Source organism: Salinimicrobium sp. TIG7-5_MAKvit (assembly GCF_049569215.1).
Lineage (GTDB): Bacteria > Bacteroidota > Bacteroidia > Flavobacteriales > Flavobacteriaceae > Salinimicrobium > Salinimicrobium profundisediminis.
The window spans coordinates 2,862,034-2,883,860 of record NZ_CP145903.1 but is presented as its reverse complement, the minus strand read 5'-3'; the positions used below and the strand labels follow the sequence as shown (position 1 = coordinate 2,883,860).

The 21,827-nt window shown below is 42.1% G+C and carries 21 protein-coding genes; 8 read left to right on the top strand and 13 right to left on the bottom strand.

The features are described from left to right. Window positions 1–40 precede the first annotated feature (40 nt). Window positions 41–820: a S1/P1 nuclease gene (locus V5739_RS13015; protein WP_423818508.1), complete on the bottom strand. Its 780-nt coding sequence runs from the start codon at window positions 818–820 to the stop codon at window positions 41–43. Window positions 821–994: 174 nt separating this feature from the next. Between V5739_RS13015 and V5739_RS13010 the strand changes: the two genes are divergently transcribed. From V5739_RS13010 to V5739_RS13000, 3 genes are read left to right on the top strand one after another with little or no spacing between them, the layout of a single operon-like run. Then, window positions 995–1,807 (top strand): HAD family hydrolase, encoded by an 813-nt coding sequence (locus tag V5739_RS13010; protein WP_423818507.1) that lies wholly within the window; start codon window positions 995–997, stop codon window positions 1,805–1,807. Between the two features lie 51 nt (window positions 1,808–1,858). Next, a complete protein-coding gene (locus V5739_RS13005; RefSeq protein ID WP_345598084.1) occupies window positions 1,859–3,124 on the top strand; it encodes a DUF819 domain-containing protein in 1,266 nt (421 codons plus the stop codon). Between the two features lie 54 nt (window positions 3,125–3,178). Further along, the gene (locus V5739_RS13000) at window positions 3,179–3,916 is read left to right on the top strand and encodes a DUF4369 domain-containing protein (RefSeq protein ID WP_423818506.1); all 738 of its coding nucleotides are present in this window, start codon (window positions 3,179–3,181) and stop codon (window positions 3,914–3,916) included. Between the two features lie 409 nt (window positions 3,917–4,325). Here V5739_RS13000 and yajC read toward each other — a convergent pair whose 3' ends face one another. From yajC to V5739_RS12980, 4 genes are all read right to left on the bottom strand, one after another. Then, the gene (yajC, locus tag V5739_RS12995) at window positions 4,326–4,619 is read right to left on the bottom strand and encodes a preprotein translocase subunit YajC (protein ID WP_345598080.1); all 294 of its coding nucleotides are present in this window, start codon (window positions 4,617–4,619) and stop codon (window positions 4,326–4,328) included. Window positions 4,620–4,647: 28 nt separating this feature from the next. Continuing rightward, the gene (locus V5739_RS12990; protein ID WP_423818505.1) at window positions 4,648–5,100 is read right to left on the bottom strand and encodes a DUF1573 domain-containing protein; all 453 of its coding nucleotides are present in this window, start codon (window positions 5,098–5,100) and stop codon (window positions 4,648–4,650) included. A 49-nt stretch (window positions 5,101–5,149) separates the two neighbouring features. After that, window positions 5,150–6,088, bottom strand: coding sequence for a transcription antitermination protein NusB (locus tag V5739_RS12985; RefSeq protein WP_423818504.1), 939 nt, complete (start codon window positions 6,086–6,088; stop codon window positions 5,150–5,152). Window positions 6,089–6,175: 87 nt separating this feature from the next. Then, complete coding sequence (locus tag V5739_RS12980; RefSeq protein ID WP_423818503.1) at window positions 6,176–7,273, bottom strand: Glu/Leu/Phe/Val family dehydrogenase; 1,098 nt, start codon at window positions 7,271–7,273, stop codon at window positions 6,176–6,178. Between the two features lie 127 nt (window positions 7,274–7,400). Between V5739_RS12980 and V5739_RS12975 the strand changes: the two genes are divergently transcribed. From V5739_RS12975 to V5739_RS12965, 3 genes are all read left to right on the top strand, one after another. Then, on the top strand, window positions 7,401–9,158 hold the full coding sequence (locus tag V5739_RS12975) for an ABC transporter ATP-binding protein (RefSeq protein ID WP_423818502.1): 1,758 nt from the start codon (window positions 7,401–7,403) through the stop codon (window positions 9,156–9,158). A 75-nt stretch (window positions 9,159–9,233) separates the two neighbouring features. Beyond that, the gene (locus tag V5739_RS12970) at window positions 9,234–9,623 is read left to right on the top strand and encodes a PUR family DNA/RNA-binding protein (protein WP_423818501.1); all 390 of its coding nucleotides are present in this window, start codon (window positions 9,234–9,236) and stop codon (window positions 9,621–9,623) included. Between the two features lie 79 nt (window positions 9,624–9,702). Beyond that, window positions 9,703–12,216: a M14 family zinc carboxypeptidase gene (locus V5739_RS12965; protein WP_423818500.1), complete on the top strand. Its 2,514-nt coding sequence runs from the start codon at window positions 9,703–9,705 to the stop codon at window positions 12,214–12,216. A 274-nt stretch (window positions 12,217–12,490) separates the two neighbouring features. On the opposite strand, the gene V5739_RS12960 is transcribed toward V5739_RS12965, so the two are convergent. The 6 genes from V5739_RS12960 to V5739_RS12935 all read right to left on the bottom strand — a co-directional run bounded on the left by V5739_RS12960 (window position 12,491) and on the right by V5739_RS12935 (window position 16,855). Further along, entirely contained in the window at window positions 12,491–12,868 is a 378-nt protein-coding gene (locus tag V5739_RS12960) for a cation transporter (protein WP_423818499.1), read from the bottom strand. Then, window positions 12,807–13,127: a hypothetical protein gene (locus tag V5739_RS12955; protein WP_423818498.1), complete on the bottom strand. Its 321-nt coding sequence runs from the start codon at window positions 13,125–13,127 to the stop codon at window positions 12,807–12,809. The genes V5739_RS12960 and V5739_RS12955 overlap by 62 nt, the downstream gene beginning before the upstream one ends. A gap of 222 nt (window positions 13,128–13,349) precedes the next feature. After that, window positions 13,350–15,533, bottom strand: a complete 2,184-nt coding sequence (locus V5739_RS12950; protein WP_423818497.1) for a TonB-dependent receptor — start codon at window positions 15,531–15,533, stop codon at window positions 13,350–13,352. A 54-nt stretch (window positions 15,534–15,587) separates the two neighbouring features. Beyond that, entirely contained in the window at window positions 15,588–15,887 is a 300-nt protein-coding gene (locus V5739_RS12945; protein WP_423818496.1) for a DUF6660 family protein, read from the bottom strand. Window positions 15,888–15,915: 28 nt separating this feature from the next. Further along, window positions 15,916–16,254: a tRNA-binding protein gene (locus tag V5739_RS12940; protein WP_345598065.1), complete on the bottom strand. Its 339-nt coding sequence runs from the start codon at window positions 16,252–16,254 to the stop codon at window positions 15,916–15,918. 142 nt (window positions 16,255–16,396) lie between these two features. Continuing rightward, the gene (locus V5739_RS12935) at window positions 16,397–16,855 is read right to left on the bottom strand and encodes a DUF962 domain-containing protein (protein WP_423818495.1); all 459 of its coding nucleotides are present in this window, start codon (window positions 16,853–16,855) and stop codon (window positions 16,397–16,399) included. 89 nt (window positions 16,856–16,944) lie between these two features. On the opposite strand from V5739_RS12935, the gene V5739_RS12930 reads away from it, so the two are divergent. Further along, complete coding sequence (locus V5739_RS12930) at window positions 16,945–17,514, top strand: thioredoxin family protein (RefSeq protein WP_423820479.1); 570 nt, start codon at window positions 16,945–16,947, stop codon at window positions 17,512–17,514. A gap of 179 nt (window positions 17,515–17,693) precedes the next feature. Further along, on the top strand, window positions 17,694–18,329 hold the full coding sequence (locus V5739_RS12925) for a peroxiredoxin (RefSeq protein WP_266068755.1): 636 nt from the start codon (window positions 17,694–17,696) through the stop codon (window positions 18,327–18,329). Between the two features lie 109 nt (window positions 18,330–18,438). Here the strand turns inward: V5739_RS12925 and V5739_RS12920 are convergent, their stop codons facing one another. Beyond that, window positions 18,439–19,371 (bottom strand): peptidylprolyl isomerase, encoded by a 933-nt coding sequence (locus V5739_RS12920; protein WP_423818494.1) that lies wholly within the window; start codon window positions 19,369–19,371, stop codon window positions 18,439–18,441. Window positions 19,372–19,612: 241 nt separating this feature from the next. Next, complete coding sequence (locus V5739_RS12915; RefSeq protein ID WP_423818493.1) at window positions 19,613–21,814, bottom strand: RecQ family ATP-dependent DNA helicase; 2,202 nt, start codon at window positions 21,812–21,814, stop codon at window positions 19,613–19,615. Window positions 21,815–21,827: the final 13 nt, after the last annotated feature.

Below are 21,827 nucleotides of genomic sequence, written 5' to 3'. Positions count from 1 at the left end.
AATAGCTTTTAAGGCAGTTTCCTTTTACGGTGGCAAAGTATTATTTATATATCTCGTTCAGGATTGCGGCAAGTCTAATTCCGCCTTTTTGAACCTGATCATGAACTACAGGGAACCACTCATACATATACTTATATCCAAGTTTTTCGCCTACTTCAACCGAGTCGTAAACTCTATTGGCAAGTTGTTTTGATTCATACATCCAGTCAAGTACAGAACCTTTTTGGATTCTTTGGATTTCTTCTTTTGAGAGCTTATCTGTATTGTGGGCAAGTTCGGTATAGCTCATATCAAAGTCGTTGATCATTTCACTATCCCACACCCGGTGAAGGTTTGAACCACTTCCAAACCATCTTACCTGTATATCGTTTCCACCTTTATCTTCACCACGCCCGGCATGCATAGGCTGGTGTAAATCTCCTAACCAATGCACGAGCAACTTCAGGTGGAGTTCCTTTTCTTCCTTAGAGGCATTCTTATCTTTTAAAACTGAAATAGCAGTATTTATTCCATGTACCAGGTCACCATCAGGATTCGCTTTCTCTTCAGAATATGCTGTCTCACCGGGTTCAAGATTTACATAATGCCACGGACTGTATTTACGGTAAGCCGGATCACTCTTAATATCATCTCCAAAAGTAGATACAAAAGCCAGGTTCATACCATCAAGGAGCTCCCGCACCTTAGCCTTCGCTTTTTTGGATAAATGTTGTTCGGCTACTTCACCCGTAGCTCTATGCCCCGTTCTACCCCAATCACTATCTGACGCAAAAGTAAAGCTGGTAAAAAGAAAGGCTGTAACAAGTAAATAAATTTTCATATAAAGTTGAATTTTTGGGTGCGTAAATATAGAAAAAGGCAACCATTATTTGGAGCATCTTCAAAAATCCTGCCTCAATTTGCCATTTTTGAACAGGCTTGTAAAGAAAAGCCCGAAATGCTACCTTTACGGAAGATACATCTTTGGCTTTATGCCCCTCTTCCAATCTACAAAATGAAGTATAAAATTATATTTTCAGATATTGACGGTACGCTTCTAAATAAAGACCGGCAACTATCACAGCTCACCTTAGAAGTCTTTGGTCAACTCCCTAAAGAGCTGCCCGTGGTGCTTATTTCTTCCAGAATGCCCCAGGCAATGACACACCTTCAGGAAGAGCTAAATATTTCTCACCAACCGCTTATTTGCTATAACGGCGCTTTGATGTATATAGAAGGGCAACCTGTGCAGTCTAAAGAAATTCCGTGGAGCATTATAGATGACCTACATTACTTCAACAGCAGTTTAAATTGTCATCTCAGCCTCTACAATGACAAAGACTGGTATGTACCTCAAATGGATGAATGGGCCAAAAGAGAAGAAAACAATACCCGCGTAACTCCGCAGGTTAAACCCACACACGAGGTACTTCAAGATTGGAAACCCAGCGAAACAGGGGCTCATAAAATTATGTGTATGGGCACAGCAGAAAAAATAAATGCTGTTGAAAAGCACCTTTTTGAGAGGTATAAGAATCAATTACACCTGTACCGTTCTAAAGACACTTATCTGGAAGTGACAAACAAGGAAGTTTCTAAACTTACGGCTGTAAAATACCTGCTGAAGCATCATTTTCATTACGAAATGGAAGAAACCGTCGCTTTTGGTGATAATTATAATGATTTTGACATGCTTGAGGCTGCAGGAATGGGAATTGCAGTAGGAAATGCAAGGCCCGAAATTTTAAAAATTGCCAGGCAGGTAACTCACCACAATACTGAAGATGGGGTAGCCAAAAGTTTACAACAGCTCTTTAAGCTTAACTAATTTTTAAGACACTTCTAAATGTCGTATTTTGCCGCTTTTTAAAGGCAATTTATGGACAATCTTCCCCTTTTTACCAATGATGCTATCGTATTAGGACTACTAATGCTAGCCCTTGGTTTCGTATTCTTCACTTCTTCCAAAAAAGAAGGTTTCTGGTATAAATTCTACAAAGTAGTACCGGCGCTGTTGATGTGTTACCTCATTCCGGCAATCTTAAACTCCCTGAACATAATTTCTGATGAGACTTCAAACCTGTACTTTGTAGCCAGTCGTTATTTGCTACCCGCATCGCTGGTATTAATGACCTTGAGTATAGATCTTAAAGCCATATTCAACCTGGGGCCCAAAGCGCTCATCATGTTTTTCACAGGAACCATTGGGATCATTATTGGCGGACCTATTGCTATTCTTATCATCTCTACCTTCTCGCCCGAAACTGTGGGAGGTGTGGGCCCCGATGCAGTTTGGAGAGGCCTCTCAACCCTTGCAGGAAGCTGGATTGGTGGTGGTGCCAACCAGGCTGCCATGCTTGAGATCTTTGAGTACAACCCCGATCTTTACGGCGGAATGGTGCTGGTAGACATCGTAGTTGCCAATCTATGGATGGCGATTCTCCTCATGGGAATTGGCAAAAGTGACAGGATTGATGAATGGCTTCGTGCAGATAATTCGGCTATACAAGACCTGAAGAAAAAAGTTACCGCTTATGCCGAAAGTGTTAACCGCAATCCTTCCCTTGCAGATCTTATGATCATGCTCGCCCTTGCTTTTGGTGCTGTTGGCTTTGCTCACTGGAGTGCCGATGGTATTTCGGCTTTCCTTTCTTCTAATTTTGAAGCTTTCCGGGATAATAAATCAGCATTATCTTCTTTTGCATCTTCCTTTTTCTGGATGATCTCTATTGCAACTGCAGTAGGAATCTTTCTTTCTTTTACAAGGGCGAAAGAATATGAAGGTGCCGGGGCCAGTAAGCTGGGAAGTGTTTTTATATATTTTCTCGTAGCTACCATTGGTATGAAAATGGACCTCACCATGGTCTTTGATAACCCAGGACTTATTGGGATAGGACTTATCTGGATGGGGATTCATGCCGGTTTACTTATTCTTGTGGCCAAACTCATTAAAGCCCCCTACTTCTTCCTTGCTGTGGGAAGCCAGGCAAACGTGGGCGGGGCGGCATCTGCACCGGTTGTTGCTGCAGCCTTTCATCCTTCACTGGCCACTGTTGGGGTATTGCTGGCTGTGTTTGGATATGTAGTGGGAACTTACGGCGCTATTTTGAGTACAATTTTAATGCAGATTGCAGCCGGAAGCTAAGATTAAAAAGATTTTTTTAGGATATTTACGCACACTTTTTTACACATAATTTAAATGAAAAAAACAGTATTATTAGTGCTTGCCACCCTTTTATTGGCGGCCTGTTCTTCTGAAGAAAAAAACCTAAAGATTACAGGAAAAGTCCAGGGACTTAAGAAAGGAACCCTCTATTTACAAAAAGTTGAAGACACCAGTCTTGTGAACATTGACTCTGTAGTTGTAAAGGGAAATGAGACCTTCTCTTTTGAAGCCTCTATTGAGAGTCCGCAAATCCTGTACCTGTACCTCAACAAAAAAGATAATAATATTTATGATGACCGGGTGATGTTTTTTGCTGAACCAGGAGAAATGATCATCAACACTACTCTTAAGAAATTTGAAAACGATGCCATAGTAGAAGGGTCTGAGAATCAAAAGAAACTTTTGGAGTACCAATCTATGATGAACAGGTTCAACACGCGCAACCTTGAACTTATCCAGCAAAGTATAACAGCCCAACAGGAAGAGAACGCCCAGTCACTCGACTCGGCCAATGCTGAATATGATAAGCTGCTAAGAAGGAGATATCTTTTTACCGTGAACTTTGCCCTAAATAATAAAGATCTTGAAATAGCACCTTATCTTGCTATTTCTGAAGTCTATGATGCCAACATAAAATACCTGGACACTATTTATAAATCTCTTACTCCTGAAGTAAAAAGTTCCCTCTACGGAAAGAGTCTGGAGGAATTCCTGGAAGAACGTAAAGCACAGGAAAAAGCTGCCATTGAAGATACGGCTTCGCAGGCATAGTACTCGCGAAAATTTAATATTAGGCTGTCTTAAGACACTATTTTTCGTTAAGCTGAATCCTCATTCACAATAACATTGCGTAGTTCTTAAGACAGCTTTTTTGTTCCTGCCACTTTCAGAGTAGTTTATTTCAGCACCTCCTGAAGGCTCATGTTTATCCTGAAAATGATACCCGCCATCTAGTTCCAAAATACCATTGAAAAATGACATTTTTGGAGGGTGAGATCTAATCTGTATTAAACTACAACACAGCTATTTTTGCCTCTTCGCTTCATACGTCCTACTAAGCAAGCTCTTTTAGCCCATCCACCCTAAGGACGAAGAACAGGAATCAATTGTTGAGTTTGTTCCAACAAAGAAGGTCTTGCGCAGCTGCGCAAGACCTTCTTTAATTAATTCCTTAAAGGAACTATTTTGTTTCCTTCACCGGTTCGTTTAACTTCTGGCTCATTTCCATTGAAATGGAAGATCTGTCAAAAGTGATTTTTCCGGCTCCGGTTTCTATAATTACTGCATTGAGTTTATCGCTAAAATCAACTATTTTACCGTGCATCCCGCTTTTTGTAACAACCCTGTCCCCTCTTTTAATTTCGGAGGAGAATTGTTTTTCTTTCTTGGCACGGTTCATTTGAGGGCGTATCATAAAAAAATACACCACGATAAACATTAAAATAATTGGGGCAAACTGGGCTAATTGATCCATAGGGTGGTATTGTTGCTCTTATTTTTGCTTAAGACTGGGCCTTAGGCTCTACAAAAGCTTTAATTTTAATTTGCTCTTTCCCGGTTTCGGTATTAGCTGTAATATTTACTGTTTTGGTAACCTGGTTTTGTCCGCTACCGTTAAACTTCACTACCATTTCTCCTGTTTCTCCCGGAGCAATAGGTTCTTTTGTCCAGGTAGGCACTGTACATCCACAAGAGCTGGAAGCATTAGTGATAACAAGTGGGGCTTTCCCGGTGTTGGTAAATGTAAAGGTATGCTCTACATTGGTGCCCTGTGCAATAGTTCCAAAATCGTGTTCTGTATTTTTGAAACTAAGTTGAGGATAGACTACATCCTGTGAATCACGTAGTGCTGCTTCTTCTACGTTCTCTGCCTGTACCTTTTCGGCTGCATTGTCTTTACAGGAAGTAAAATTAAACGCAGCAATCAATGCCAGTAATAAAATTCCTTTTTTCATGATTTACAATTTATGGTTAAAGTGGATAAAATTAAGAAAATTTGAAAGACTACATAAGGCCTCTCCCCATTTTATTAAGCTTGTTATTATCACTATACTCTTTAGAGAGTTTGTCAAGTACCCCGTTAATAAAAATACTGCTTTTAGGGGTACTGTATTCTTTAGCAACCTCTAAATATTCGTTAATAGTAACCTTAACAGGAATAGATGGAAATTTCAGAAATTCACAGATCGCCATTTTGATGAGAATGGTATCTAAATCGGCAATCCTTTCCTTGTCCCAGTTGGGGGTTTTCCCCTCCATTTCCTGAGCCAGGCTGCTATCATTAAGCAAAGTTTTTCTGAAAAGCTCTACGGCATAGTCCTTATCATCTGAACTTTTAAAAAGTCTGGTTAAGGACTGATCTTTACCTTCTGATGCCTTCTGCAACATCTTTACAATAGCTGTATTCACCAGTGGTAAATCATCTACCCACGTGATCTTCTTATCTTCGAGGTAATCGTAAAGTTTTTCGTTGGGAGCAATGATCTCTCTAAAGATGGCAATTACAAATTCTTTGTCTTCTCTGAAACTTGAAGTACGGGTAGTCATGTACTCTCTGTAGCGATCACTGTTTCTAATCTCGGCCCACAGGATTTCTACGTACTCATCATCATTCTTCCAGTTATTCAGCTTGCGGGTTTCCAGCTCTATGTTCAGCGACCTGTTTTGCTTAAGCTGCGCGATCAACTCATTGTTGACGAACTTGCGGTTGGGATCTACATCTTCTTCAGAAGGCAAATGTTTTTGCTGGGATTTTTCAAGGTAATCCTCGGCATGATCTTTAATTTCGACGATTAAATCTAGCAGTAAAAGATATAGATCATACATCTCATCCATACTCTTGAGCAGGAATTTCTCCTCTGCCTTCAGGTTATCATTTTCACTCTGGGAATAGGCGTACAGAGACTGCATTACTTTAACCCTGATATGTCTTCTGGTCAACATAGCTGTAAAAGAACTTTAAAAAATTAGGGCGAAAGGTTTTTCCCTTTCGCCCGGCAAAAATACTATTAAATTAAAAAATCCCGTGGCTTATTTGCGATTTTTTCTGTCGGTGATTCTTTGTTGTGCCACCTTAAGGGCAGCTTCATGGGTAGATATTCCTTCAGCTTCAGCCGCATTAAGGATCTCAAGCGTCGTATTGTAGATGTTCTGCGTCTTCTCCATGATCTCTTTTCTTCCGTAGCCTTCCAGTTCAGCATAAACATTTATGATACCACCGGCATTGATAAGAAAATCGGGCGCATATACTATCCCTTTTTCCCTAAGAATATGCCCGTGTTTTACATCACTGGCCAATTGGTTATTAGCAGCTCCTGCAATAATTGAGGCCTTGAACCTGTCAATAGTCTGGTCGTTTATTGTAGCTCCCAGGGCACAGGGGGCGTAGATATCAACGTCTGCAGCATACACATCATCGCCACCATAGATGGTTGCGTTATAGCGGTCCCGAACTTCAGTCAATTTCTGCTGATTAATATCACTTATAACCACATTTGCACCTTCTTTGGCAAGATAATCAACCAAGGCTTCACCCACGTGGCCTATTCCCTGTACAAGAACAGTTCTTCCCTGTAGATCATCAGATCCATATCGAAACTTTGCCGCAGCTTTCATCCCCATGTAAACGCCATAAGCCGTTACAGGAGAAGGATTACCGGCACCACCTTTAGATTCAGAAATACCTGTAACATAAGGCGTCACCTCGCGTACGGTATCCATATCGGCAGTTTCCATACCCACATCTTCGGCAGTGATGTATTTTCCGCCTAAAGAATTTACAAACTCTCCAAACTTTCGCATTAACTCGGGAGTCTTCTCTGTTTTAGCATCTCCAATAATCACAGCTTTACCGCCACCAAGGTTTAACCCGGTAACCGCACTTTTAAAGGTCATGCCTCGCGAAAGACGAAGTACATCATTAAGAGCTTCCCATTCACTGCTGTAATTCCACATACGGGTGCCACCAAGGGCAGGGCCCAAAACTGTATTGTGAATTCCAATTATTGCCTTTAAACCTGTATCTTTGTCGTTGCAAAAAACCACTTGTTCATGGTCATCAAAGGAAAGCTGCCCAAAGACCGGAGCGGCTTTTTTAAGTTCATTTGCCTTTAGAACATCCACTTTCATTAGTTTAGTAATTTAGAATGAATTTCATTATTCGAAATATTTCGCAGCAAAAATAAATAATATTTCATTTTAGCAACCTTGTTCTTCAACAAAAATGTAAAAATGAAAATTCAGCCGGTGCAGCCCTATGAAAGAACTGAAACATTTAAATAAATACTTTTACAAATACAAATGGCACCTCATCGTTGGGATCTTTATCACCATCCTGGCGCGTGTCTTTGCCATTCTCACCCCCCGCTTTATTGGGGAATCTACTACTGCCATTGAAGAATATGTGAATGGCGATATTACTTCGGAAGCTGTATTGCGTACCGAGCTCATGAACAACATTCTTCTTATTCTGGGGGCAACCTTAATGGCTGCATTATTCACTTTCCTCATGAGGCAGGCCATTATTGTGGTCTCCAGGCATATTGAATACGACCTGAAGAATGAGGTTTACAGAAAGTACCAGGACCTTTCCCTCAATTTTTACAAAAAGAATCGCACGGGTGATCTTATGAACAGGATAAGTGAAGACGTCTCCAAAGTGAGAATGTATGCCGGCCCCGCATTTATGTACAGTGTACAAACCGGGATCCTTTTCATTGTGGTGATTCCCTACATGTTCCTGCAGGCCCCCGAACTTACCTTGTATGTTATTACCCCGCTGCCCATACTTTCTTTTGCCATCTACAAGCTAAGTGTTGCCATTAACAAACGTAGCACCATTGTACAGCAGTATCTATCAAAGCTCAACACCTTTACGCAGGAAAGCTTCAGCGGAATTTCAGTAATAAAATCTTACGGACTCGAACCTCAAACGAACAGCTCATTTGTCACCCTCTCAAACGAGAATAAAGAAAAGAACATTGACCTGGTAAAAGTGCAGGCATTTTTCTTTCCACTAATGGTTCTTCTTATAGGCGCCAGTAATATTCTTGTGATCTATGTAGGGGGTAAAAAATTCATTAATGGTGAAATTGAAGAGCTGGGAGTGATCGTAGAATTTTTACTTTACGTGAATATGCTTACCTGGCCCGTTGCCACCGTGGGATGGGTAACCTCTATTGTACAACAGGCCGCAGCTTCTCAAAAAAGGATCAATGAATTTTTGAACGAGGAACCACAAATACAAAACCCGTCTCATGAACCCGAAGACGTGCAGGGTGCCATTGCCTTTAAAAATGTCACTTTCACCTATGAAGACACCCACATCACAGCTCTCAAAAATGTCACTTTTGAGGTGGAAAGTGGAGAAACCCTTGCTATAATCGGAAAAACCGGATCGGGTAAATCTACAATCCTGGAGCTTATTGGTCGCCTCTATGACGTAGAAAAAGGCGAGATCACCATAGACGGAAAAAACATAGAGACCATGAACCTCAAGGAGCTACGAAAAAGCATTGGTTATGTGCCGCAGGATGCCTTTTTGTTTAGTGATTCAATAAGGAGCAACATCAAATTTGGTAAGGCCGATGCTACTGAAGAAGAGATCATAGCAGCTGCTAAAAATGCCGCCGTTCACAAGAATATTGAAGGCTTCAGCAAAGGTTACGACACCGTTCTGGGTGAACGCGGAATCACCCTTTCGGGCGGGCAAAAACAGCGCGTTTCTATCGCCCGGGCCATTGTTCACGATCCAAAAATCCTTCTTTTTGACGATTCCCTTTCCGCAGTAGACACAGAGACAGAAGAAGAAATACTCAATAACCTCTTTAAAATCAGTAAAAAGAAGACCACAATTATCGTAAGCCATAGAATCTCTTCGGTCAAAAATGCCGATAAGATCATCATCCTCGAAGACGGCGAGATCACCCAACGCGGTTCTCACCAGCAACTCATTGAGGCTGAAGGTTATTATCGCGAGCTCTATTTAAAACAACTGAGTGAAAAAGAAATGTAAAAATTTGTTGCGGAATGTTAATTTTTTTTAGATTTTTGAACCTATGATTTACAAACCGTAAAAGATATTTTGATTATGAGCGACAATGGAACGATTGAAAAAGAAGAGATTTTTTCCAAGGTCTTGAGAGCCGGAAGACGCACCTATTTCTTTGATGTTAGGGCGACTAAGGCAAACGATTACTACCTGACGATTACCGAGAGCAAAAAATTCACCAATGAAGACGGATCTTTCCACTACAAAAAGCACAAGATCTACCTTTACAAAGAAGATTTCGCCGGTTTTAATGAGATCCTGCAGGAGATGACCGACTTTATTCTTGATGAAAAAGGGGAAGAAGTGATTAGCGAACGCCATCAAAAGAACTTTAAGAAAGAATATGAAGAAGATGAGCAACAAAAGGTTGAAACCGCCGGTGCTCCATCTGCCGCTGCTTTTACTGATATAAGTTTCGACGATATTTAGTTAAAAATACACGCTATTTGAAACCGTCCAGGCAAACCCTGGACGGTTTTTTTATATTGTAGTGCCAAAAATGTCATTTATGAGAACCTTTATTGTTGCCCTGTTATTTCTATTGAATTTACAGCTCTCTGCACAGGAAGAACTGGATCTCTCTTACTACCTGCCACAAGATGTTACTTATAACCCTGCTATCCCCACACCACAGGACGTGCTCGATTTCGTTCCCGGTGAGTGGCATGCCAGTCATGACCAGGTTTTGATCTACATGTATTTCCTGGCAAATACCTCCCCACGAATAAGTATCGAAAACAGAGGCTTTACCTATGAAAAAAGGCCTCTGGTGCTGCTCACAATTACTTCGGAAGAAAATCATAACAAGCTCGAGGAAATTCGTCAACAACATGTGGCGTTGACTGAACCTGGTTCAGAAAATATCAATACTTCTGAAATGCCCGTGGTCGTAAATCAGGGTTTTTCCATCCACGGAAATGAAGCCAGTGGTGCAAACGCAGCAATTTTAGCCGCATATTACCTGGCCGCTGCCGAAGGACCTGAAATTGAAGAATTACTGAAGAACACCGTCATCCTTTTCGATCCGGTTTTTAACCCCGATGGGCTGCAAAGATTCGCGTCGTGGGTAAACACCAATAAAAGTGCAAACATAAACCCCGATCCGCAAGACCGGGAATACAACGAAACCTGGCCCGGCGGCCGCACCAACCACTACTGGTTTGACATGAACAGGGACTGGCTGCCGGTGCAACTCCCCGAAAGCAGGGCGAGGATAAAGACCTTCCACAACTGGTATCCCAACGTTCTTACCGATCATCACGAAATGGGATCGAATTCTTCTTTCTTTTTCCAGCCGGGAATTCCTTCCAGGACCCACCCCCTTACCCCAAACCTCAACCAGGAACTCACAAAAGAAATTGGAACCTACCACGCTGCAGCCCTTGATAATATTGGATCCCTTTATTATACCGAAGAGAATTACGACGATTTCTACTACGGAAAAGGCTCTACTTTCCCGGATATACAGGGAAGCGTCGGAATCCTTTTTGAACAGGGAAGTTCGCGCGGACATGCGCAGGAAACCGATAACGGGATCCTGACTTTTCCCTTTACCATCCGCAACCAGTTCACTGCTGCGCTTTCCACATTAAAAGCTGCCAAAGAAATGCGGGTAAAGCTACTTGATTACCAACGCGACTTTTACCAGAACGCCCGCAGGGAAGCCGAAAAAGGAGCGTATGTCTTCGGAAACAGCAAAGATGCCTCTTCAGCCTATCATTTAGCCGAAATCCTGATACGCCACAAAGTAGAAGTGCATGAACTGCAGGAAGAATTCAGCAAAGACGGGAACACTTTCAAACCCCAGAGCAGTTATGTGGTGCCAAAAAAGCAGAAACAGCAAAGGCTTTTAAAAGCCATGTTTGAACGAAGAACTACATTTGAAGACAGCCTTTTCTATGATATATCGGCCTGGTCTTTCCCACTGGCATTTAACCTCGACTTCACAGATGAAGCCAAAATGAATGTTCCGGGCCAAAGAATAGACAGCCTTACAAGACCACAACTAACTCTCCCCGAAAAGAGCGAGTATGCCTACCTCATGGAATGGCATGCTTATGAAGCTCCTAATGCCCTCAATCAAATATTGAATAAAGGATTACGCGCAAAAGTGGCCATGCAGCCTTTTCAGCTGGGAAGCAAAAATTATGATTACGGCACCATCATGGTTCCGGCTCAAAACCAGGAGATGGATGCCGATGAGATCTACGAATTCCTGATAAAAGTAGCTAAAGATGCTCATGTTGACATTTCGGCGGCCAATACCGGCCTCACAGGAGGAATAAACCTTGGGAGCAACCAGTTTAGAGCCCTTGAGCCACAAAAGGTGGCCATTTTGGTAGGCGAAGGCATTACTCCATACGATGCAGGAGAGATCTGGCACCTTTTTGACCAGCGGTATGACATGAAGATCACCAAACTCGATCTTAAAAATTTCTCCCGCACCAATCTCAGCCGCTATACCGATATCATACTTTCCAACTCCTGGGGCAATGCATTAAACCAGGAAGATGCTGAAAAGCTGAAAGAATGGGTCCGTAATAGCGGGACTTTGATAGGTTACAAAAATGCAGCAACCTGGCTAGATAAAAATGAATTCCTTGATCTGGAATTCAAAGAGAATGAAGTGCAGGCCAAAAATGTCACTTTTGAGCAGCGACAGGATTTTAGAGGCGCGCAAGGTATTGGCGGTGCTATTTTTGAAGCAAAACAGGATCGCTCCCACCCAATCAACTTTGGTTATAAAGATGATAAAATCGCACTTTTTAGAGACACCACCCTGTTCGTAGAAGCCGATTCCACTTCATACAAAAATCCGATCATCTACACCGAAAAGTCCCTGTTAAGCGGATATGTTAGTGAGGAAAACCTGGAACTTCTACCGGGAACTGTTCCCTTCAAACACAAGTCACTGGGAAGAGGAAATGTCATTTTGTTTACAGACAACACTAACTTCCGGGCCTTTTGGTATGGAACCAATAAACTGTTGATGAATGCGGTGTTCTTTGGGGATGAAATGTAAATTAGTATTAAGTAGTTAGTACTGAGTATTGAGATAATAAATAAACACAGGGTTGCAAAATGCCATTTTTGCAACCCTTGTTTTTGGTTAAAGCCCTTAGCGGCCTTAATTTTTACCTCCGGCTAAAGCCGGAGGCTATTTATGGATAGACTATCCTAATCAAAATTTGGAATTGCCACTGACTTTAGGCAGTAGTTTATAAAATTCCAATGAGCAAAGGCTTTAGCCCAAGATTGCCAGAGACTAACTACTCAATTCTCTGTACTCAATACTATTAACAACAATCACTACTACAGCTCAAACTCTTCGATTTTGCATTTTCAAAGGCTTCCTTTCCTTCTTTCCAGGCATACCAGGCAATACCAAGACTTCCCAGGGCATCGACATAGGGAATCTGCCACAGCTCATAAAGAAGGCTGGAGGCAAGTAGAATGAAAGAAAGGTAAAAACAGGTTTTTGTGCATTTAGCGTCTGAAATGATTGGCTGACTCTCCAGCTCCTCTCCTACTTTTATTTTTTCACGGTATAAAAAATACATGGTAAGTATAGAAAGTACGGCAACAATGATCCCGGCAAGAGTGGTTTCGGGTTCAGACTTGTTGATGATGGCCAGTACAGCGCCCACTACAAGTCCGGCGGCAAGAATGTACAAGGCAGTTTTTTAATGCTGTCACTTCAAAACCGTCCCGTTCTGTCACAGGATTCCTTTTCATTCTGTAGATCATGTGGGTGATTCCCACTCCCGAAAGTACCTCTACAAAGCTGTCCAGTCCAAATCCGAACAGTGCGAGGGTTTCATCACTGGCTCCAAAAAAGGTAGACACCCCACCTTCGACTAAATTATAGCCAATGGTGATCATGCTTAAAATATAAGCGTAATGCAGTCTTTTTTCGAATCTATCGTTTTCCATAACAGCAAAATTAAAAATACGATTTTAGAAGGGCGAAGATAATCCTGAAAATATTTAATTTTAGATTTGAAGACACTATCCACCCAGGCCTGCGGCCACCCTTCGGTTGAGGGGATGTTACGAGGAAAGTTTAATGGAAGCAAGGATCAAAGTTTAAAATTCAAAGTTTACACTTAAACAAAAACCCGTATCCCGAATCTCGCAACTCGAAACCCGCAACAATTAGAGATTAATTTTTATCCCACCGTTGATCACAAATCCGTCTACTGGGGCATAGATGTCCCGGAACTGTGGATCGGAAATTGATCCGGTGTAGATGTCGTCAAAACGGGTTTGCCGGGTATCGTTGAAATTCTCAAAATTGAGGAACAGAGAAAAGTTCTCCCATTTCTTTTCGGTCATTAACCCGAAGATCCAATAGTCCTGCCCGGTCATTCCGCCTTCCAGCTTTTGTCTTCCGAAGTAATATCCTTCCAGACCTATTACCAGTTTCTCATGGATTTCATAAACAAGAACATTGTTCAGCCGGTGTTGCGCAACGAGTGGCGCCTCATAGGTCTCCCCAAAATAATGCTCATTCACATCGGCAAGGGTGTAACCTGTGAATAGCTTAAAATTCCCATATTTGAATCTAAAATTCGCTTCTATACCCTGGGTGTCGAGGTAACCATCAGGCTGTGTATAAACATAATGCTGATTAATTCCGTTAGAAAATGCAGCCGATAACATAATTGGATCATTAACACGGGTATAGAAGAACAATGTGTTAAGGCTGAAATCTATTTCTTCGAAAAGTTTTGTGCGATAATTGATATCAAAATTTGCCCCAATGGAACGTTCGGCTTCAGTTTCAGAAACATTTATAGGCCTTACATTTCGAAACTGGATCCTTTCAGCATCTTCAGTAAAGATAGTCGGAGTTTTATAACCGAGTCCGCCGCCCAGCCTCATGGTCCAGGCATCCGAAAATTCGATGAGCGCCGAAAGTCGTGGCAGCACAAACCAGCCATACTCGTTCTGGTAATCTGTCCGCAATCCGCTTTCGAGGCTGAACTTATTCGAGATGCGCCAGTTATTCTGAAGAAATGCACCGTAGGTGATGTGGTTGTAATCTACTACTTCGGAAGTCTCTAAAGGATCCTGAGTGAATTTATCTGAAACTAAATTTAATCCTGCTACCCATTCAAGATTGGTGCTTCCGAAGTTATAAGCCACTTCACTGAAAGAGGCCAGCTGGTCTCCCGAAAAAGTAAAATCGGGTATTTCTATCTTCCGCTCAAAAAAGCTGAAGCTGTTTTTGACCATCAGGGAATTGCCGTTGTTATATAGTTGTGTATAGCCGGCGCGGGTGGTGACCCTTTCGGTGTTGTTCCTTTCAAAATAAGGATCTGCAACATCGTCACCTTCCAAAAATGCCATATTCCCACCTGTTCTTTCCTCGATAACCGTGTTCACTCCCAGCTCTAAAGTGGCATTTTTGGAAGGATAGTAAAACAGCTTCGGATTTATGGTCACCCTATTCACTTCCGGAATTGCGGTAAGGCCAATATCGGCAGGATCATAAGGGTCGCTGTAGTTATAAGAAGCAAATATTGTAGTTCCAAACTTTCCGAAGGTATCGGAGTAAAATCCGCTAACATCTAGGCCGAGAGCAGAAGTTCCGTTAAGCAGGAAGTTGATCTCCCGCTCCTCTCCCGGCGTTTTGGACACCAGGTTTACAAGCCCCGCAATCGCTCCCCCTCCATATAAAGTGGAAGAAGCACCTTTCACCACTTCCACCTGTTGCAGGTCTAGCGGCACGATTTGGAGCAGACTTAATCCGCCGGAAAAGCCGGAATACAAGGGATAGCCGTCTTTAAGCAACTGTGTGTACTTTCCGTCGAGACCTTGGATGCGAATACTGGAATTATAGGAAGTAGCCGATGTTTGCTGCGTTTGTATCCCGGTGGTTTCATTCAGTAGCATTCTAATATCCCCCGGTTTCATATTTCCTTTTTCACCGAGTTCCTCGCCCGAGATCACCTCAACACGGGTTGGAAGATCGGCAATGGTGCGGCGGGAGCGGGTGGCAGAGATGATCACCTCTTCCATGTGTTCGCCTTCAGGAGCAAGTTCAATGCGAATAAATTTTTCTTCAGCAAGAGGAAATTCCAGACTTAGTTCCTGAGTGGCAAAACCAACGTAACTGATTTTTATTATCTGGATACCATTAGGGATATTCTCTAAAGTGATAACCCCTTCTTCATTTGCCGTGGCACCAATAGTAGTACCAACTATCGAAGCATTGGCGCCATATAGAGGCTGATCGGTTTCGGCATCAATAACTTTTATTTTGAGCACGTTCTGTGCGTTTGCTGTAAGGCCAATAAAAACGAGGCCCAACAGCAGAAATATCTTTTGAATCATTGTGAAATTTTAATATTGAAAAATAGCTTTGGGAAGAATTCCCTGAGAAGTTGTTCAGCTATTCTTTGGGGGCTGCCAGATACAGAAAGTAATTTCTGAAATCAATGCTTCTTCTGCCTCAATATACTCTCTCCCTAACACAGGTTCCAAAAAAGGTATTTTTGAGGGCTCTTCCTGAAGTACTACTACTGCATTACAGGCACCGCAACTTAAAAAGGGAGAACAAAGTTCATTGCTGTGAGAATCACGCTCCTCTTGTTCTTGAGCAATATCGTCCCGGCAATCATCTGCACAACACGGTATGCCGTTCAAGACGAGCACTACGAGAGAAAAGAAGACAGCTAAGGTTTTCACGCTGCAAAGTTAAAAAACCAGAATGAAATCAACCTACTCTTAGTCCGTTTTCAACTTTGGCTCCGGGCTGTAGCAGGACAATGTCATTTTTGGCACCTACAGATCCCAGCACCAGGCATTCACTCATAAAGTTGGCGATCTGTTTCTTCGGAAAATTGACTACGGCAATGATCTGTCTATCCTGCAACTCTTCTTTAGAATAGCGTTTGGTGATTTGAGCTGAAGATTTCCTGATCCCAATTTCAGGTCCAAAATCGATCTTGAGTTGGTACGCCGGATTTCTGGCTTCAGGAAAATCTGAAACTTCAATAATAGTTCCAACCCGCATTTCTACTTTTTCAAAATCTTTCCAGGAGAGGTGGTTCATTTTTTGTGGTTTGTTGTTTGTGGTTTGTGGTTCATTTCTGCTTTCATCCGCATCGCGGATTTTAAATACGCGCCATCGGGGGCAAGATTCAAAATTCCGGTTCAGAAACTTCTAACGTCGTACTTCTAAATTTTAACTTCAATTACCCAAATATTTTCCTGATCACCCATGCGGGGCCTATGAGCAAAAACTGAAGGTCTTTCAAAAAAGAAGGTTTTTTGCCCTCCACTTTATGTCCGTAGAACTGCCCTATCCAGGCCACTACAAAAATAATTAAAGAGACCAGCCATAAGGGCGCCACAAGAGATATGTAGTAGTTGCCTGCAATGCACAATGCTGCGAAGGCAAGAACTTTAAACCCCATACTTCGTGACAACCTAAAGTAGAATATCAGGACCAGGATCAAAATCACCACTGCCCAGTTTTCTAAAAATGGAATATACATAGGGAATATTCCGGTAAGAGGTCCCGGTGGAATACTCATCACCAGGCCCACTATTGAAAAGAAAATTGCGGGCACACAAACATAATGGATAAGCTGATTGGTTTTATTCTGGTGGCTTACGGCATATTCGTCAAACCATTGATCTAAAGTGCGCATAAAATCTTATTGAAGTAGAACCAAGATAGGAATTTTAAAAATATGTAGCCAAAAATTTGTATTTTCAGCAGATAAATGCACCTGAACAAATGGCCGAAACTGCTTCAAATATTTTACCACTGGGCACACAGATCATAGATTTTGAAATGCCCGATGCTGTCACGGCAAACCTGTATTCTCTTGTTGATGTGGAGGGGGAAAGAGGCACTGTGATCATGTTTTTATGCAACCACTGCCCTTACGTGAAGCATGTGGTAGACGAAATTGTGAGGGTTGCGAATGATTACAGGGTTCTTGGCTTCGGGTTTGTAGCCATAAACAGCAACGACGTAGACCAATATCCTGAAGATCATCCCGACCTTATGTGGCAGTTCGCCCGAAAACACAATTTTACTTTCCCTTACCTCTACGACCGCACACAGGAAGTAGCGCGGAATTACAAAGCAGAATGCACTCCCGATTTTTACCTTTTTGACGGGGAACAAAAACTGGTCTATCACGGGCAACTGGACAGCTCCCGACCCGGCAACGGACATTCTTTAAACGGCAGGGAACTGCGGGAAGCTCTGGATGCACTTTTAGGCAGCCGCCCAATACCCGGACCTCAGAAATCCAGTGTTGGCTGCTCCATTAAATGGAAATACGCTCCAAAGGAATAAAGAATTTATTATTGAAATATTGAATATTGAATATTTGTTGAGAAAATTCTCAGGTCTCAAATCTAATATCTGATATCTAAGAGCTAAAAGATTAACTCAGTTTTAACGGCAATAGAATAATAGAAGATCAATATTCCTTAATTTTACTCTTCTTTTATTCACATAAAATTCAGTTGAAAATGAGCACATTAAGACTTGGTGACAAAGCCCCTAACTTCGATGCCGAAACTTCGGAAGGCAAGATCAACTTTTATGATTTTCTTGGTGACAGCTGGGGAATTCTATTTTCTCATCCTGCCGATTATACTCCTGTTTGTACTACCGAACTCGGAGCAGCCGCAAAATATAAAGACGAATTTGAAAAGCGGAATGTAAAGGTGATGGCCCTTAGTGTAGACGGTGTGGAGTCTCACAAAGATTGGATCAAAGATATCAATGAGACCCAAAACACCTCTGTGAACTTCCCGATTATTGCTGATGAAGACCGAAAGGTGGCCGATCTTTATGACATGATCCATCCCAACGCCGATAATACACTTACCGTAAGGTCAGTCTATGTCATTGCACCAGACAAGACCATAAAGTTAATGATCACTTATCCTGCCAGTACCGGAAGAAATTTTGAGGAACTGCTACGGGTAATTGATTCGCTACAGCTAACGGCTTATAAAAAAGTTGCTACCCCAGCCAACTGGAAGTCGGGTGAAGATGTGGTTATTAGTCCGTCTGTAACCAACGAGGAAGCTGAAAAGTTATTCCCTAAAGGTTTTAAAGAAGTGAAACCTTACCTGAGGATGACGCCGCAACCGGAATAATAAAATTGTATAATGTATATTGATAATCTGCTAACGTCTAACGTCTAAAATTAAAAAACCTCAGCTTCCATAGGGATACTGAGGTTTCTTAATTATGTAAATTTAAATATTACTTCACTTTTACAAGCTCTACATCAAAAATAAGGGTAGCGTTTGGAGGAATTACCCCGCCGGCTCCACGTGAACCATAAGCCAGGTTTGAAGGGATTACAAATCTTGCCTGGTCGCCTTCTTTCAGTAATTGGATTCCTTCGTCCCACCCTTCGATGACATGTCCTTTTCCTAATGGAAATTCGATAGGTTGTTTTCTTTTGTATGAGGAATCGAAAACTGTTCCGTCAGGTAACATACCTTTATAATGAACTGAAACTGTTTTTCCTTTTTCAGCTTGTTTACCGTTTCCTGTGGCAATCATCTTGTAACGTAATCCGCTACCGGTTTTTTCGAATCCCTGGGCCAACTCTCCCATTAGTTCTTCCTGCTGCTTTTTAGCTGCCGCTTCTCTTTCGGCTTTTGCACCGTTGAACAAACGGAAAGATTCTACTGCATTAAAATTCTCAGCAGATTCCCCTTCCCTGATGATCTCTACCTTATCTATAGTGTCACCTTGTTTAATAGCATCAACAACATCCTGCCCTTCCACTACATGACCAAAAACAGTATGTTTCCCGTCAAGCCACGGAGTTGGAACGTGAGTAATAAAAAACTGGCTGCCGTTAGTACCGGGACCTGCATTGGCCATGGAAAGTATTCCGGGGCGGTCATGTTTTAGATCGGGATGGATCTCATCTTCAAACTGATAACCCGGCCCACCAGATCCTGTACCTTTTGGGTCACCCCCCTGCACCATAAAATCGGGGATCACACGGTGAAATTTAAGTCCGTCGTAATAAGGTGTTCCCTGTGATTTAGCTTCATTTTCAAGTTTTCCCTCGGCCAGGGCCACAAAGTTCCCAACCGTTCCCGGTGTTTTCTCGTGCTCCAGCTTTATAGTTATTTCTCCTCTTGTGGTGTGGAGTTTTGCATATAATCCGTCGTTCATGTCTTGGTTTTAAGTTAAAGTGCAAAGATAAAGAAATGAATAAGGTTTAATGATTAATGAATAACAAAAGGAAGGAAAATTGGGAGAATGTTAAGGAATGGAATATAATGTCTCCCGCTGTTCCCGCGGACTTTTGCAGATGATTAAAAAAAATTGTGGATTCGCGGCCCCATGTAGAGGAACAAAAAAAGCCGGAACTTTCGCTCCGGCTGTTATTCATTATTCCTTAGACCTTTATCCTTTAATTGGCTACTTCACTGATAAATTTAATCCTGTAGAGGCGCAATTCTTCTTCATCGTAATCTCCATCAAATTCATCAAGTGCTTCTTCAATTTTATCGGTTTGAGCATCGAGGAAATATTCGTGTATTTCTTCCTGCTGGTCTTCGTCAAGGATCTCATCGATCCAGTAATTGATATTCAATTTGGTACCGCTATAGACTATCGCCTCCATTTCTTTAATGAAATCGTTCATCTCCATGCCTTTTGCTGCTGCAATGTCATCAAGAGGAAGCTTACGGTCTACGTTTTGAATAATGTATAATTTTAATCCGCTGTTTTGCCCTGTGGTTTTTACCACCAGGTCATCGGGGCGGGTAATGTCGTTTTCTTCAACGTAACGGGCAATAAGGTCTACAAACTTTTTACTGTATGGTTTGGATTTTTTCCCTTCTCCTACTCCGTGAATATTCCCCAGCTCTTCAACCGATACCGGATATTTTAAAGCCATATCTTCCAAAGAAGGATCCTGGAATATTAAATGTGTAGCAAGCCCCAGGTCTTTGGCAATCTTCTTCCTTAAATCCTTAAGTATTTTGAGCAGCTCTTCATCTGTTCCTCCGCCCGATTTTGCTGCGGAAACTATTCCGTCATTACCGGCCACTTCATAGATGTGGTCTTCGGTCATCATAAAGGAATCGGGGGTTTTCAGGAATTTCTCCCCTTTTTTAGTCAGTTTTACAACTCCGTATGTTTCGATATCCTTCCGAAGAAATCCGCCAACAAGAACCTGGCGTAACAAAGCCATCCAGTATTTATCGTCTTTCCCGGCACCTTTTCCGAAGAGTTCGTGTTCATCGGTGCGATGTGACTTGATAACGGCATTAGATTTTCCCACCAGGGTATTTACAACCTCCTTAGCTTTGTACAGCTGTTTTGTCTCCTTCACCGTGCGCAACAGGAGTTCTACTTCATTCTTTGCTTCATGTTGCTTTTTGGGATTGCGAACATTGTCATCCATATCGGCTCCCTCGCCGGTCTTTTCATCGAAATCTTCTCCAAAGTAGTGGAGGATAAATTTTCTTCTGGAAACAGAGGTTTCGGCAAAAGCTACCACTTCCTGTAAAAGGGCCTGGCCTATCTCCTGCTCGGCAACCGGTTTCCCGCTCATAAATTTCTCCAGCTTCTCTATATCTTTATAAGAATAGAAAGCAAGACAGTGCCCTTCTCCTCCATCTCTTCCGGCACGACCAGTTTCCTGATAGTAACTTTCTATACTCTTGGGTATGTCATGGTGGATAACGAAACGAACATCTGGCTTGTCAATCCCCATTCCAAAGGCAATGGTAGCCACCACAACATCTACTTCTTCCATTAAGAACATATCCTGGTGCCTTGACCGGGTTTTGGCATCGAGACCTGCATGGTATGGAACAGCCGATATGCCGTTCACCTGCAGGGTTTGTGCCAGTTCTTCTACCCGTTTACGACTAAGACAGTAAATGATCCCCGATTTTCCCTGGTTCTGTTTTATGAACCTGATGATATCGGCATCTACATTCTTTGTTTTAGGGCGTATCTCGTAATAAAGATTAGGACGGTTAAAGGAAGCCTTAAAAGTATTGGCATCTGTAATGGCCAGGTTCTTTAGAATATCTTCCTGTACCTTGGGCGTAGCTGTAGCCGTTAGACCTATAATAGGAATATCGTCTCCAATACGCTTTACAATATGTCTTAAATTTCTATACTCGGGTCTAAAATCATGACCCCATTCACTAATACAATGCGCTTCATCAATAGCCAAAAATGAGATTTGCACGCTACGTAGAAATTCGACGTTTTCTTCTTTGGTGAGAGATTCGGGTGCCACATAAAGTAACTTGGTAACCCCGTTAGTAATATCCTCTTTCACCTGCTTAACTTCGGTTTTGTTAAGGCTCGAATTTAGAACATGGGCAATTCCATTTTCCGAAGAAATTCCGCGAATGGCATCTACCTGATTCTTCATCAAAGCAATAAGGGGAGAAACAACAATTGCAGTCCCTTCCTTAATAAGTGCCGGCAACTGGTAACATAAAGATTTACCACCTCCGGTAGGCATCACCACAAAGGTGTTATGGTCATGGACTATACTTTTTATAACCTCCTCCTGGAGGCCCTTAAACTGGCTAAAACCAAAGTATTTCTTAAGTTGTTCGTGTAAATTGATTTCCTGCGAAGTCATTCAATTGTGTTAC